Genomic DNA, 13,023 nt, shown 5'->3' with positions numbered 1-13,023 from the left:
CGCTTGCTACTCGCGGGTAACTTATTCGCCATATTACCGGTCGGTAATGGGGCCGCAAAGGCTCGAGCGGGCAAATGTGATGTGAAAAACACTCGAATGCGTTGCCGTTCGTCTACGGCTCGCGTAGTAGACGATCGAGTGGGGTTAGCCGAGGCATATCTGGCGGCCGAGGCGCCGCGGTTGGCTGGGCGTCTCCGGATAGCTGGGCGCCTCCGGATAGCTGGGGTCTCCGGATAGCTGGCGACTACCGTGAAGAGGTGCGAATCGAGACGAGCGGCGGGCCCGCGGAGATCGAGCTCGACAAGCCGCGCAAGGCGGCGTTCCTGCTGCTGCTCACGCACGGATCCGGCGGCGGTGTCGATGCGAAAGACCTGCTCGCCGTGCGCGATTGTGCCTACGAACTGGGCGGCGCGGTCGCGCGGGTGGTGCAGCCGTATCGGGTCGCCGGACGACGCGCGCCCGGGTCCCCGGTGAAGCAGGACGAGGCCTGGCTGGAGATCGTCGCCGACCTGCGCAAGCGGGTGAAGAAGGTCCCACTGATTTCGGGTGGGCGCAGCAATGGGGCTCGGGTGGCGTGCCGTACTGCCATTGCGGCTGATGCACGCGGCGTACTCGCGCTGTCGTTTCCGCTGCATCCGCCGGGTAAGCCGGAGAAGACGCGGCGCGAGGAACTGCTGGCTCCAGGTGAGATCGAAGTCGTCGTGATCAACGGCGCCAATGACCCGTTTGGTGTGCCCGATTCGGGCGATGCCGCCGAAGTCCGCGTTATCCCAGGTCAGTCACACTCTTTCCGGTCCGGCTTCGACATCATCGCCGAGACGGTCACACCCTGGCTGGCGCGGTGGAGTTCGTAGCTGTTCGAGGTCGCGGTTCGCTACCTCGCTATATAACAAGAACTTCTCGCTATGAGAAGAACGATCTGTTGGACTTCTGATTGCGATTCCACTTCGCTGGAAGACTCTCGGGTCGATATGTCGGTGCCGCACCCGCCCACCGACCGACCCGGCGAAGCGACACCGGAGAGTGAATTGGCGACCTACGTTCTAATCCCAGGCATGTGCCACGGCGGCTGGTGCTACGAATCGATCACCGAGCAGTTGCGCCGGCCTGGTCATCGGGTCTACCCGCTGACCCTGACCGGACTCGCCGAGCGCAGCCATCTGCTGACCGCGTCGGTGAACCTCGAGACGCATATCCAGGATGTGGTGCGGCTATTGGTGGCCGAGGATATCGAGGACGCGGTGCTGGTCGGTCACAGCTACGGCGGGATGGTGATTACCGGGGCCTCCGACCGGGTACCTGACCGGATCGATTCGCTGGTCTACCTCGATGCCGTTGTGCCGCGCCACGATGACTCCATGTGGCGGCTGGTCTCCGAACAGGAGCGGCAGTGGTACCTGGACGTGGCGGAGACCGGTTATGCGGTGCCGCCGCTGCCTTTCTTCGATCCACGAGCTACCGGACACCCGCTGGCCTCGCTGCTGCAGTCGGTCCAGCTCACCGGCGACCTCACCCGATTCCGGCGTAGGGAGTACGTCTACGCGGCGAGCTGGGACGGTGAATCTCCGTTCACCAGCTGCTATGAGCGGCTTCGGGATGATCCACAGTGGCGCACGCATGCAGTGGACAGCAAGCACAACCTCATGCGTGATGCCCCTGATGAGTTGGTGGCGATCCTGCTCGCGGACCGGTGAATCCGGCTGATCGGCAGGCGGTGCGGCTCGCCCTCGGCACCGCCTCGGCGCTCGGGCTCGCCCGCTTAGCCTTCGGATTGCTCGTCCCGGCGATGCGCGCGGACCTCGACTGGAGTCTGGGCGAGACCGGAGCCATGAGTACCGCCAACGGGCTCGGCTACCGGGAGGGAGCATTGGTTACCGCCGTTGCCGTGCGCGTGCTCGGCGCCACGGGAGCGTTCCGCTGAGGTATGACCTTACTGCGGGGCATTGGCCAGCACTGCCGTGAACAGCGATTACCTTGTGCTGCTGATAACTCGGGCCGCTGCGGGTGCCGCCGGAGCGCTGGTGTTCATCGCGGGCGGGATGATCGCGGCGCGCTTGGCCACTTGTGCCGGTGCGTCCACACCGATCACCATCTACTTCGCGGGTGCCGGACTCGGAATCGCCTTCAGCCGCACCATAATTCCGCTGCTGAGCGAGCAATGGCGGTTGGCCTGGGTATTGCTCGGCATGGCGGCGGGGCTGGCGACGGTGCTCAGTTGGACCGCCGCAGCGATCGCCATAACCGAGGGCAATCGGATACGGAGACCGGTTCTCTCGGCGCGCAGCCGATCCATGTCAGGTTCCGCCGCGGCCTGCGGATGACCAAGCGGTGAGCTGAATTATCGGGCGCGGCGTCAGGTTTCGCGTGGCGGCTCGATATGCGTTTCGGACTCGACGGCAGGCGGATCTGCCGGGGGTTTGGTGGCGATGACCAGGGCGTCGATGGCGTCGCGTTCCTCTGTGGGGCGGTAGATGCGGTCGGCCATGCGGACGCGGATGCGGTGCGGATCGGGGCCGAGGTCGGCGATGATGTCGTCGGGGGTGAACAGGACCGAGGGGTCCTTCGGGCCGCCGAAGCCCTCGGTGAGATTGGTGGTGTCGTGACCGAGGACCAGCAGGGTGCCCTCAGGGGCGAGTAGATCGGCGAGGTGGCGGACCAGCGGACGGCGTTGTTCGGCGGGCAGGTGCAGGAAGACCATCAGCACGAGTTCGTACGGGCCGGTTATGCCCGCGGCGTCCAGATCGGTGACATCGGCGCACTGCCAACTGATCCGGCTGCGGACCGAGCGGGACAGCCGACTCGCGATGGTACGGCCCTTATCAATACCTACCTGTGAATAGTCGACGGCATGCACCTGCCAGCCATGCGTGGCCAACCACAGCGCATTACGACCTTCGCCGCAGGCAAGATCGAGGGCACGCGGTAAGCCGGGCGGCTCACTGTCGGGAGTATCCGGCACTAACGGGGCGATCCGCTCCAGCCCGTAAACGTGCTCCACCACGGTGCTGTTCGGCGGTGCACCCCAGACCAGTTCACTCTGCGCATACCGCGTGTCCCAATCGGTCGCGTCCATATGCGCGAGTGTATTTGCCCGTGGACCCACGCGATGCCGTGCGCCGCTGTGCGCCACGCGACGCCCGTGCGGTTCGGGACGGGTATGTGGCCCGCGACGGCCATGTGCCGTCCGATGTGCCGTGCGCCATGCAAGTCGGTCGTGTGCCCGTGTGATGGGGGTCCGCCAGTGTGATGATCGTGGGTCACACGATAGGCGTGGTTCCGTGATGGTCGTGCGTCGCGCGATGGGGGGTCGCCTGATGGTCATGCGTCACGTGATGGTCGTGGCCCCATGTGATGGCTGTGCGCCATTTGACTGCCATGCGATGGCTGTGCGACTGCGCCCACGCGACCCTCGGTGCACTGCGCTCCGGCCGCGCGTGCGACCGCTGCGGAGCGCGCGAACTCCGCGCGTCCGCGACGATCGCGAATCCGTCTGCCGCGTGCGCCGGGGGATATCGTGGGCGGTCGGACCGAGCCTTAAGAGCTCGGGTGCGGCAACCAATGCACCGGCGAGGTCTCGCGGATATGGACGAGCGCGTCGAAAGCGTCCACGAGGGATCGCACGGTGGTGTGCGCTGTGGCGTCCTTGGCCGGATCGTAGATGCCGCTGATCGTGCGCAGCTTCGCCGGACCGTGCAGCCACAGTCGTACCGATTCCGGTGCGTCGCTGTGCAAGTCGATGTAGAAGGCGGGCAGGTCCACCGTGCCGAGCGTCGAGTCGACAAGGTCCGGCAGCGGTTCCGGTGCCACCGCCATACCGAGATTTCCGTGATGAAAGCCGATGGCGACCGAGATGTACCGAGCACCGAAATGTTCGCGCAAATAGCTACCGGTACCACGGAATTCGGAGCTCTCCGCCGGACCGGCACCGAGGGTTAGGGCGGCGGTGTGGGCGATGCCGTCCCAATACGCGATTTTCGCACCGGTATCGCGCTGCCATTGGATGACCCGGTTCGCGGCAGGTCGCTCGTCGCGCGCGAAACCACCCTGGCCGGCGACGCTTTTCTCGTGGAATTCGACGATGAGCCGCAGATGCGTCAGCGCATTTTCGAATTCTGTTGTCACCGGAAGCTTTTCGAATAATGCCGAGGCATCGCGTGCGTCGTCGATGAACGGACGGCCGGGGTGAATTCCTTGATGGCGCTGCACATGTTCATCGATCTGATGCGCGGTGCGGATCGGGTCGAGGTGGGATTCGATGGCGGCCAACCGATCCGGTGCTTGCTGCCGAACATAATCCAGCACCACGTCGTAATCCGACGGTTCCGCGCGCGGTGGCTCGACGCCGAGAATTCGCACGGGGTCGTTCGGGTGCTCCTGATTGAATTCGCGAATCCACTCCAGTGCCACCGCCATTTCGGCGGTCCGGGTCGGCCGCCACGCACCCGCGAGCACCGATTCGGGATCTCCCGCGCCGGTCCGCACATAGGCATCGAGTCGCTCACCGGAACGCGCACCGTCCTGCACCGCGAGCGTACGGAAACCGTATTCCTCGACCAGTACACGGAATACCCGTTCACGCAGTCCGAAGGTCTGTCGAGAGAACCGGGTCGACTCACCGAGTCCGACCACGGTCGCCGACCCGAGCCGTTCGGTTAATGCGGTGATATCCGATCCGGTGCTATTCGAACCCGTATCAAAAATCGGCCGTGCATGTAGACGCAGCCATTCGCGCAAATCCGAAGTGCCGGTGTCTGATTCACTTGGTGCGAGTGTGGTGCCCATAGTCTCTCCCGAAGCTCGACGACTCAACTCGACCAAGCTTCATACCTGAAGTGCCATTGAGGTCAAATCGAGGGGAACATTCGCACATGACCGCGGGGGAATGCCGCGGCCATGTGCCGTTGGGAAGGACAACGGGGCTAGAGCGTTGTCCGCATCAGCACCACGTTGTACTGGGTGTGCACCGTGGTGACGAAGTACAGGTCGCGTCCGGTCTGGTACGGGAAGATCGACGGGGCGTATGCGGCCGGGAGTTCGCGGGTGTCGATCAGCACTTCGGGATCGCTCCACGGACCCGTGGGTGAGCTGGCCCGCCGCAGCACAACCGAGTTGAACGGGTCGGTGGTGAGCGAGATGAACTGGCCGAGGTACTCGTTGTACATCACCGACATCTCGCCGACGCCCCCCATGATCGGCGCCGCGGCGTTGACGTCGCCCTTCTTGCTCCAGTGCTCGCCGTCCCAGTACTCGTACTCGCCTAGATTCGCCATATCGCCTTCCCGGACCCGTGCGATATATGCCGCCCGGTTGCGACCGGACTGGGTGCCGTATTCGTAGACGTAACCGCCGTTCTTGAGGAACGCGTTCATCTGGAAGTTGGCATTACCGCCCTCATTCGGCCGCCGGGTCTCGGGTAGCTCGGCCCAGGTCTCACCGTTATCACCGGAGACGGCGAGGCCGGAGAAATTCGTGGTCCACCTGCCGACATCGTCCCAGCTCTGCACCGACATCAGACTCATGTACTGAACGCCGCCGACCGAAATGCCCGCGGTGGGGATCCGGCTGATCTCGATGAATGGAATCTTCGGGCTCGGAATCAGATCGCGCGCCTGGCCGAAGATATCGCGCACGACGCTGTCGAAGTAGATGCCGTTGGACGGATCGTGGGTGTGGCTGCGCACGAGAATATTGCTGCGCCACGCCCATGTGCTGCCAGCGAGCAGATTCGGCAGGCCGAGTCCGGCGGTATCGCCGAATGCGGTCAGCATCTCGCCGTTGCCGTTATCCCACATGATGCCCAGATCGGTGCCGAGCACGTTATAGGCCTGGGTGTTGTTCGGGCTGGCCATGCCGGTCACCTGGAATACCGCCCTGGTTCGGCCGCCCAGATTTGGTAGTCCATTGGTGCCGTTCAGTACCGGGATCGGGTTGATCGCATTGGGGTTTGCAGTGGCTGGTGTTGTCGCTACGAGGAGCAATACCGAAGCTCCTGCCAGTGCCGAGAGCAAGGCGGACGCGGTTTTGTGCAAGTCTCAAAGCCCTCCGGTTCTGGCCGAAGTGGCACGATACGCAGGCCCCCACACCGTGTGTCGTGTCACATTTCGGCTGGCTGGCAAATCGTTCAGAATGCTAACAGCGAAACCGGAGAAATTGGCGGGTTGGGTGATTCGTCTGAAAGATTGTAAGCATCGCGCTATCTGAATTGTGATCAGCGACTACGAGATATGGCCTGCCGCAGAATCAATGGCAGCTGGGTGGCCCGCTCGATGGCGAAGGTGCGCCGAGCCGAGGCATGCCAGGAGCGATCGAAGAGTTGTTTGGCTCCCGCGACGGCGTGCGGAGAGCGGATGGCGATGCGATCGGCAAGCTTTTCCGCCGCCGCGACCGGGTCCGCGGTCACCTCGGTGACCAGGCCGATCCGCTCGGCGTGGGCGGCGTCCACGATATCGGCGGTCATGGTCAGCAGCAGGGCCTTGTCGACGCCGATCAGCCGGGACAGCGTCGCCGCGCCGGTCATATCCGGGACCAGACCGTATTTGGCTTCCATTACCGAGAATTCCGCGTCGGGGCTGGCGAAGCGGACGTCGGCGGCGAGCGCGATCTGCAGTCCACCGCCGTAGCAGTGGCCGTGTACGGCCGCGATTACCGGCACCGAGAGTCGACGCCAGGCCCAGCAGGCCTCCTGAAAGGTATTGGTGCCGCGCCAGGGCAGCGGTATGAAGCCGCGGATGACCGCGAGCGGATTGCGGCTCGCTCCCGCGATGTCGAGGCCGCTGCTGAAACTCGGGCCGTTGCCGGACAGAATGACCGCGCGGACCTCCTTGTGCTCGGCGACGGTATGCGCGGTTGTGGCGAGATCGCGCAGCATCTCGATGGTCAGGCCGTTGTGCTTTTCCGGTCGGTCCAGCGTGACGTAGGCGCGGTCGTCGACGAACCGTAGCGCGATGTTCGAGGCCATTCCTCGATCTTACCCGTGAGTCAGTTCGAGAGCCATTGCCTGCGCGTATGCGCTTTGTTCTAATCGAACGCAAGTTACCGTCAACATTGACGGTAAGAGTGGAGGAACTATGCTGCCACCCGGATTGGACCCGCGCACGCCGGTACTCGTCGGCGTCGGCCAGATCGTGCACCGCGCCGGCGAGCCCGGATTGCCCGGACCGGTCGAACTCGCCACTGAATCGCTGCGCCGCGCGGGCACCGACAGCGGCACCGGGGAGCGGCTATTGCGTTCGGCCGATCTGATCGCGGCCGCGGCCCCGGTCAGCAGGCCGTATCCGGATCTCGGCGCGCTGGTCGCGGCGGAACTGGGCGTCGCGCCCAAGCGCACGCTGCAATCCGCGCGATTCGGCGGTGACGCGCCGCAGCGCCTGGTCAATACCGTCGCGCAGGCCATCGCGGACGGGCGGTGCGAGATCGCGCTGATCACCGGGGCCGAGTCCGTCGCATCTTGGAATGCCGCCCCCCGCACCGGCGTCGCACTCGATTGGCCCGAGCAGAGCGAGGATGTGCGGCCGACCGAGCTCATCGGCACCGAACGCGGCCCCAATAACGAGATGGAGACGGCGGTGGGACTGTGGGGGCCGATCTACTTCTATGCGTTGATGGAGACCGCGCTGCGCGGACGGCTCGGACTGAGCGAGGCCGCGCATCGCGATCGGATCGGAGGACTGTGGTCGCGGCTATCGACGGTGGCGGCCCGGAATCCGTATGCGTGGCAGCCCGCCGAACAGTCGATCGATGATCTCGTGACGCCGACGCGCGCGAACCGCATGGTTTCCTCGCCCTATCCGAAGCTGCTCGTCGCGAACCTGTCCGTGGATCAGGGCGCGGGGCTGATCCTGTGCAGTGCGGCCGCGGCCGATGCGGCGGGCGTGCCGAGGGACCGCTGGGTCTTTCCGCACGGCGGGGCCAGCGCCACCGACGAGTGGTTCGTCTCCGAACGAGCGGATATGTCCAGTTCGCCGGCCATTGCCGCGGCCGGGCGGGCGGCATTGTCGGGCGCGGGTATCGGCATCGACGACCTCGCCCATATCGACCTGTATTCGTGCTTCCCGGTCGCGGTGCAGGTCGCTGCCGAGGCGCTCGGGCTGCCGATCGACGATCCGGCGCGTCCGCTGTCGGTCACCGGCGGACTCACCTTCGCGGGCGGCCCCGGCAATAACTACGCGGCTCATTCGATCGCGACGCTGACCGGTCGGCTGCGCGATGACCCGTCGGCCTACGGCCTTGCGAGCGCACTCGGCTGGTATATCACCAAGCACGCCGTCGGTGTCTACTCCGCCCGCCCGCCTGCGCGACTCTTCCGGGCCGTCGAACCGGAAGTGCCGGTGGCACGGCGTGATACGGCACCCGGCTACACCGGACCGGCCACCGTCGAGGCCTATACCGTCGCCTATCGCAAGGTGCCCGCGCCCGAACACGCCGACGAACCCGAGGCCGTGGTGATCAGCGCGTTGACGCCGGCCGGTGCCCGCATACTGGTTCGGGCGTCCGATTCGGAAACCGTCGCGGCGTTCACCGACGGCGACCCGATCGGCGCGGAGGCCGATGTGACCGCCGCCGATAGGCTCACCTTGCGCACCGAGAGGACTGTCAAATGAATTCAGCGTCGCACGACGACTCCATGGGAGTTGGTGGCCGGGGGACGGGTGCGCCAGATTTGGTGCTGGTCGAAAAGCGCGATGCGATAACGCTATTGACCGTTAATCGCCCGGAAGCCCGCAATGCCATCAATTTGGCCACAGCGCAGGCCATCGAGGCCGCTGTCGACGAATTCGAGGCCGACGCCGCCGCGCGTGTGCTGGTGCTCACCGGTGCGGGCGGAACCTTCAGTGCCGGAATGGATCTCGTCGCGGCCTCCAAGGGCGAGATGCCGATTACCCCCAACCGAGGTCCGCTGGGCATTGCCGCGAAACCGCCTGCCAAACCAATGATTTCGGCCGTAGAGGGTTTCGCGCTGGCCGGTGGTTTCGAACTCGCGCTCTCCGGTGATCTGATTGTCGCCGCGAACAATGCCCAGTTCGGTATTCCGGAGGTCAAGCGCGGTCTGGTTGCCGCGGGCGGCGGTGTACTGCGATTGACCCAGCGGTTGCCGCGCCCCATCGCCGCGGAGTTGGCGCTCACCGGTGGCCGCATCGATGCCGAACGGCTCTACCAGCTCGGACTGGTCAACCGGGTCACCGAACCCGGCGCGGCACTGGATGGTGCGTTGGCATTGGCGGCCGAAATTGTTGCGGCCGCACCGCTTTCGGTGGCGGCGAGTAAGCGGATCATCGACGAAGCGCCGGATTGGTCCGTCGCCGAGGGTTTCGCCAAACAGGGCGAAATCGCGCTGCCAGCGCTGTTCTCCAAGGATGCCGCCGAGGGTGCGCTCGCCTTCGCGCAGAAGCGCGAACCCCAGTGGCAGGGGCGCTGATCCGATGCCCGAACGCGTCCGGGAGACGCAGGCGCAGCGGCGCTCGCGCATGCGCACGCGGCTCCTGGACGCGGCGGTGGAGAGTCTGGTGGAGGTCGGCTACGCCGGTACCACCACACTCGAGGTGCAGAAGCGTGCCGAGGTACCGCGCGGCACGCTGCAACACCACTTCCCGACCAAGGCCGATCTGCTCGCCGGTGCCGTCGAACATCTGGCCGAGCGCCGATTCGCCCAGCTGACAAGGGAATTCGAGGCGATTCCGGTCGGTGCGGATCGCCTCGAAACCGCGGTCGAGCTGACCATGCACATGTTCACCGGGCCGTCATTCTGGGCGGCGCTGGAGATGTGGGTCGCCGCGCGCACCGATTCCGAACTGCTCGCGGCCTTCCTGCCGCTGGAGCATCGACTATTCGAGCTGATGCACAACAGCATTCGCGATATCTTTCGTCAGGAATTCCCGGACGACCCGCGGGTGCCGACCATCACCGAATTCACGATCGAGATCATGACCGGTCTCGCCATGCGTGTACTGCTCACCGGCGATCTGGATCGCAATCGAATCCTGCGGCACCGCTGGGGAAATGCGGTCCGGATCCTGCTCGGCGAGGCGGATCCGACAACCTTGACTCGACCGGTCAGCGACGTGGGCTGATGGTTTCGAGCAGAACCCGCGCACAGCCTGCCGGATCGTCGAAGAACGGCGTGTGGCCGCTGCCGTGCAGCGTTACGTGGCGGGCGTTCGGCAGCACGGCGCGTGCCTTCCTGCTCTGGGTGGCGTAGGTCAGCAGGATATCCCGGTTGCCCCAGGCGATGGTGACCGGAATGTCGGCCAGCGCACCGATTTCGTGCAATTCCGCATCGGTGAAGGAGGCCAGGGCGGGTTCGAAGCCGGGTGCGTCGGCCGCATCGCTGGCGGTATCGATGGCCACCTGTGGATCGATCGCCCACGGCTTGCCGAAGACCAACGACAGGAATACGGTGCGACCCGCGGCGGTGCCGAGCACGTCGGGCAGCCACCGACGCAGCACCCGGGCGAGTTGGCGGGATTTGCCGAGCGACTGTTGGCACCACACGCGGCCGGGGGTGTCCCAGAATCCGATCGGCGAAAATGCCGTGACCGAGCGGGCCGCCCCGCGTGCGCCGAGGTTCAGGCTGATGAGTCCGCCCATCGAATTGCCCGCCAGATGCGGGCGCTCGATGCCCTGTTCTTTGAGAAAGTCGGCAAGCGCTTCGGTGAGGGTGTCGACGGTGGTGTGCTCGATCGGCGCGGACCCCGCGAAGCCGGGCAGATCGACGGCGACGACGTCGAAGGATTCGGCGAGGGTGTCGATTATCGGCGCCCACACCTGCCAGCGGCTGCCTACGCCGTGCACCATGACTAGCGGTTCCCCCGCGCCCACCCGGTGGTGGTTCAACGTCGTCATATCTGTGACCGTACAGCGATTCGCACCCGTCGGACCGAGATTTCCGGCCACGAGCGGGACCGGATTTCCGCTGGCAGTCGGCCGAAACGGCGGTACGATAAATGGTATGGCAACGCGTAAGGTCACCCTCTCGCTGGATGAGGCATCCTGGGCCTTCGCCGAACAGGCGGCGGCCCGCGCTGGGATGTCGCCCTCAGCGTGGATATCGAAGGCAGCCCGTCGCGAAGCCGTGCGGACCGGCGTCGGCCCGGTACCCGATGTGACGGCCCTGGCCGCGGCGGACGAGGCGGAGCTGGCCGCCGCCGAGGAGGCGATGCGTGCGCAGGGGTGAACTGTGGACCTATCACCCACACGGTTCGCCGCGGCGTCGTACCGTCGTGCTCATCAGCAGCGATGGCATCAATGAATCACTGAGGCAGTGGCTGATCGCCGCCGAGGTCGTCGACGAGGATCCGCAGGACATTCTGGCTGTGCCCGTCGAACGGCACGGTTGGGTACATGCCGGGAATATCGGTCGCATCTATCGAGGCTGGTTGGCCGAGCCCATCGATGAGATGGAAGCGGATGCCCTGGACCGGTTGGATACCGCATTGCGCGCGGCCATGGACCTGTAACCCACTTCCCGACTGGGAAGTCGATCGCTCGGCTACCGCGCGGCGCCGTACGGCATTATCGTTGCGGCGCCACCGCGGTGGCCGTGTATTCGAACTGAATCGAGAAGAGGAATCAGGTGCGGACCTTCCTGATCGCCGCAGCGCTCGTCGCGCTGCCGGTACTGGCGGCGTGCGGTAACGACAAGGGCGCGGACCAGCCCGCGGTAACCCAAGCGGACCTCTCCAAGTCGCTCCAGGACAAGGGACTCAAGGACAAGAGCCTGGCCGACTGCGCTGCCAAGCTCTATGTGGACCAAGGCATTTCGCAGGAGGGCCTGCGCAAGATGATCAGCGACGAATACGACGCCAAGGCAGCCGATGCCAACAACTTCGGCATGAGCCAGTCTGATGCCGACAAGGCACGCGAGGCCAACACCAAGATCTTCACCGAATGCCGCGCGAAATAACAGGCTGATCAGCCTTACGCGCCCCGGACCAGCTGGGTTCGGGGCGTGGCCCGCTGAAGCCGTTGCGTACCTTCGACACTCAGCGACTCGAGCAACGGAGTTGACCGGCGCAGTGCCTGGTCTGATAAAGTCGCGGACGCGCATAGCGCATTGCCGATGTAGTTCAATGGTAGAACTTCTGCTTCCCAAGCAGACAGCGCGGGTTCGATTCCCGTCATCGGCTCAAAATGGCCCTGACCAGTACATTCGTGGTCTGGGCCATTCGTTTTCCCGCAGGCCTACGCGGTTGGGTCGCGGCGGTGTTTGCGGTGGCTGGTGTCGCACAGCGGGTAGTTCTTGGAGCGTCGGCACAGGCAGATGGCCACCTGGAAACGGTCACAATGCAGCGTCCGCCCGTCGGCTGTCACCAGCTCCACCGGGCCCTCCACCAATACGGGCCCGTCGGCGGTGAAGGACAGTCGGCGCACCGGATCAGATTCGGTCGGCACGGATCACCACCAGCTCTTCATGTCGTTGTCGTGGACTGATCAGACCGGTCGCTTCGAGCCAGGCGGCGCGCCGGCGCATTACCGGACCGAACGGCAGGACGGCCCGGGCGACGATCGCCGCCTTCAGTCCGCCGCCGCGCAGTTGGGTGAGTGTTCGATCCGGATCGCAGACCGCGGAGTGCACGATCAGGCCGATACCGTTGTGCGTCAACAGCGTCGGCAACCTGCGGCACAGCTGGTTCAGTACGGCCCGGCCGTGGTGTCCGGCGTCCCAGGCGCGCGTGTGCCCCCGCCCCGGGCGCGCGCTCGGTACGTAGGGCGGGTTGGCGACAACCACATCGAATCGGCGATCGGCCAGTGCGGTGGCGACATCGCCGCGCACGACCTCCACCCCGATGCCGCGGATGCGGCTGTTGAGCCAGGCCGTGGCGAGCGCCGCTCGGGAAATATCCACGGCGGTGACCGACGCGGCTCCGGCCAGTGCCGCGTGGATCGCCAGCACACCGGAACCGGTGCAGGCATCCAGCGCACACCCGCCGGGCGGCAGCGGCGCATCCCGCATGGCGCGGGCGAGCAACCAGGTATCGGCTTGCGGGCGATAGACGCCGGGCGGACGAATCAACATCACGTTCGCCG

General features: G+C 65.4%; 17 protein-coding genes and 1 tRNA gene. 11 read left to right on the top strand and 7 right to left on the bottom strand.

Annotated features, from left to right (window positions below):
- Positions 1–257 precede the first annotated feature (257 nt).
- The 4 genes from ACIBJI_RS36450 (at position 258) to ACIBJI_RS36435 (ending at position 2,321) form a co-directional block, all read left to right on the top strand.
- A complete protein-coding gene (locus tag ACIBJI_RS36450; RefSeq protein WP_364356015.1) occupies positions 258–854 on the top strand; it encodes an alpha/beta family hydrolase in 597 nt (198 codons plus the stop codon).
- A 174-nt stretch (positions 855–1,028) separates the two neighbouring features.
- Positions 1,029–1,694, top strand: coding sequence for an alpha/beta fold hydrolase (locus ACIBJI_RS36445; protein ID WP_364356106.1), 666 nt, complete (start codon positions 1,029–1,031; stop codon positions 1,692–1,694).
- On the top strand, positions 1,691–1,921 hold the full coding sequence (locus tag ACIBJI_RS36440) for a YbfB/YjiJ family MFS transporter (RefSeq protein WP_397087820.1): 231 nt from the start codon (positions 1,691–1,693) through the stop codon (positions 1,919–1,921). Before ACIBJI_RS36445 ends, ACIBJI_RS36440 begins: the two co-directional genes overlap by 4 nt.
- Before the next feature lie 22 nt (positions 1,922–1,943).
- Positions 1,944–2,321 carry a YbfB/YjiJ family MFS transporter gene (locus ACIBJI_RS36435; protein ID WP_397087818.1) on the top strand — a complete coding sequence of 126 codons (378 nt, stop codon included), beginning with the start codon at positions 1,944–1,946 and terminating at the stop codon, positions 2,319–2,321.
- A gap of 32 nt (positions 2,322–2,353) precedes the next feature.
- Here ACIBJI_RS36435 and ACIBJI_RS36430 read toward each other — a convergent pair whose 3' ends face one another.
- The 4 genes from ACIBJI_RS36430 to ACIBJI_RS36415 form a co-directional block, all read right to left on the bottom strand.
- Positions 2,354–3,073, bottom strand: a complete 720-nt coding sequence (locus ACIBJI_RS36430; RefSeq protein ID WP_364356006.1) for a class I SAM-dependent methyltransferase — start codon at positions 3,071–3,073, stop codon at positions 2,354–2,356.
- 461 nt (positions 3,074–3,534) lie between these two features.
- Positions 3,535–4,782, bottom strand: a complete 1,248-nt coding sequence (locus ACIBJI_RS36425) for an erythromycin esterase family protein (RefSeq protein ID WP_397087816.1) — start codon at positions 4,780–4,782, stop codon at positions 3,535–3,537.
- A gap of 137 nt (positions 4,783–4,919) precedes the next feature.
- Complete coding sequence (locus ACIBJI_RS36420) at positions 4,920–6,029, bottom strand: DUF4185 domain-containing protein (RefSeq protein ID WP_364356000.1); 1,110 nt, start codon at positions 6,027–6,029, stop codon at positions 4,920–4,922.
- Between the two features lie 179 nt (positions 6,030–6,208).
- Positions 6,209–6,958 carry a crotonase/enoyl-CoA hydratase family protein gene (locus ACIBJI_RS36415; RefSeq protein WP_364355997.1) on the bottom strand — a complete coding sequence of 250 codons (750 nt, stop codon included), beginning with the start codon at positions 6,956–6,958 and terminating at the stop codon, positions 6,209–6,211.
- Positions 6,959–7,067: 109 nt separating this feature from the next.
- Here ACIBJI_RS36415 and ACIBJI_RS36410 point away from each other — a divergent pair, with 109 nt between their 5' ends.
- The 3 genes from ACIBJI_RS36410 to ACIBJI_RS36400 are packed head-to-tail and all read left to right on the top strand — an operon-like array spanning position 7,068 to position 10,067.
- Entirely contained in the window at positions 7,068–8,600 is a 1,533-nt protein-coding gene (locus ACIBJI_RS36410) for an acetyl-CoA acetyltransferase (protein ID WP_397087814.1), read from the top strand.
- Between the two features lie 23 nt (positions 8,601–8,623).
- Complete coding sequence (locus tag ACIBJI_RS36405; protein ID WP_397087843.1) at positions 8,624–9,415, top strand: crotonase/enoyl-CoA hydratase family protein; 792 nt, start codon at positions 8,624–8,626, stop codon at positions 9,413–9,415.
- Positions 9,416–9,419: 4 nt separating this feature from the next.
- On the top strand, positions 9,420–10,067 hold the full coding sequence (locus ACIBJI_RS36400; protein WP_364355991.1) for a TetR/AcrR family transcriptional regulator: 648 nt from the start codon (positions 9,420–9,422) through the stop codon (positions 10,065–10,067).
- Here ACIBJI_RS36400 and ACIBJI_RS36395 read toward each other — a convergent pair.
- Positions 10,051–10,839 carry an alpha/beta hydrolase gene (locus tag ACIBJI_RS36395; RefSeq protein WP_364355988.1) on the bottom strand — a complete coding sequence of 263 codons (789 nt, stop codon included), beginning with the start codon at positions 10,837–10,839 and terminating at the stop codon, positions 10,051–10,053. The genes ACIBJI_RS36400 and ACIBJI_RS36395 overlap by 17 nt on opposite strands.
- A gap of 106 nt (positions 10,840–10,945) precedes the next feature.
- Here ACIBJI_RS36395 and ACIBJI_RS36390 point away from each other — a divergent pair, with 106 nt between their 5' ends.
- The 4 genes from ACIBJI_RS36390 to ACIBJI_RS36375 all read left to right on the top strand — a co-directional run bounded on the left by ACIBJI_RS36390 (position 10,946) and on the right by ACIBJI_RS36375 (position 12,122).
- On the top strand, positions 10,946–11,170 hold the full coding sequence (locus tag ACIBJI_RS36390; RefSeq protein WP_357475788.1) for a hypothetical protein: 225 nt from the start codon (positions 10,946–10,948) through the stop codon (positions 11,168–11,170).
- Positions 11,157–11,453: a hypothetical protein gene (locus ACIBJI_RS36385; protein WP_364355984.1), complete on the top strand. Its 297-nt coding sequence runs from the start codon at positions 11,157–11,159 to the stop codon at positions 11,451–11,453. The genes ACIBJI_RS36390 and ACIBJI_RS36385 overlap by 14 nt, the downstream gene beginning before the upstream one ends.
- Before the next feature lie 116 nt (positions 11,454–11,569).
- Positions 11,570–11,899, top strand: coding sequence for a hypothetical protein (locus ACIBJI_RS36380; RefSeq protein WP_364355981.1), 330 nt, complete (start codon positions 11,570–11,572; stop codon positions 11,897–11,899).
- 152 nt (positions 11,900–12,051) lie between these two features.
- A tRNA-Gly gene (locus ACIBJI_RS36375) sits at positions 12,052–12,122 on the top strand.
- 55 nt (positions 12,123–12,177) lie between these two features.
- Here ACIBJI_RS36375 and ACIBJI_RS36370 read toward each other — a convergent pair.
- Both ACIBJI_RS36370 and ACIBJI_RS36365 read right to left on the bottom strand, forming a co-directional pair.
- Positions 12,178–12,387 (bottom strand): CDGSH iron-sulfur domain-containing protein, encoded by a 210-nt coding sequence (locus ACIBJI_RS36370; RefSeq protein WP_364355978.1) that lies wholly within the window; start codon positions 12,385–12,387, stop codon positions 12,178–12,180.
- Complete coding sequence (locus tag ACIBJI_RS36365; protein ID WP_364355976.1) at positions 12,371–13,012, bottom strand: HemK2/MTQ2 family protein methyltransferase; 642 nt, start codon at positions 13,010–13,012, stop codon at positions 12,371–12,373. Before ACIBJI_RS36365 ends, ACIBJI_RS36370 begins: the two co-directional genes overlap by 17 nt.
- Positions 13,013–13,023: the final 11 nt, after the last annotated feature.

Source organism: Nocardia sp. NPDC050408, assembly GCF_044458905.1.
GTDB lineage: Bacteria > Actinomycetota > Actinomycetes > Mycobacteriales > Mycobacteriaceae > Nocardia.
This window is presented reverse-complemented; position numbering and strand designations above follow the sequence as displayed.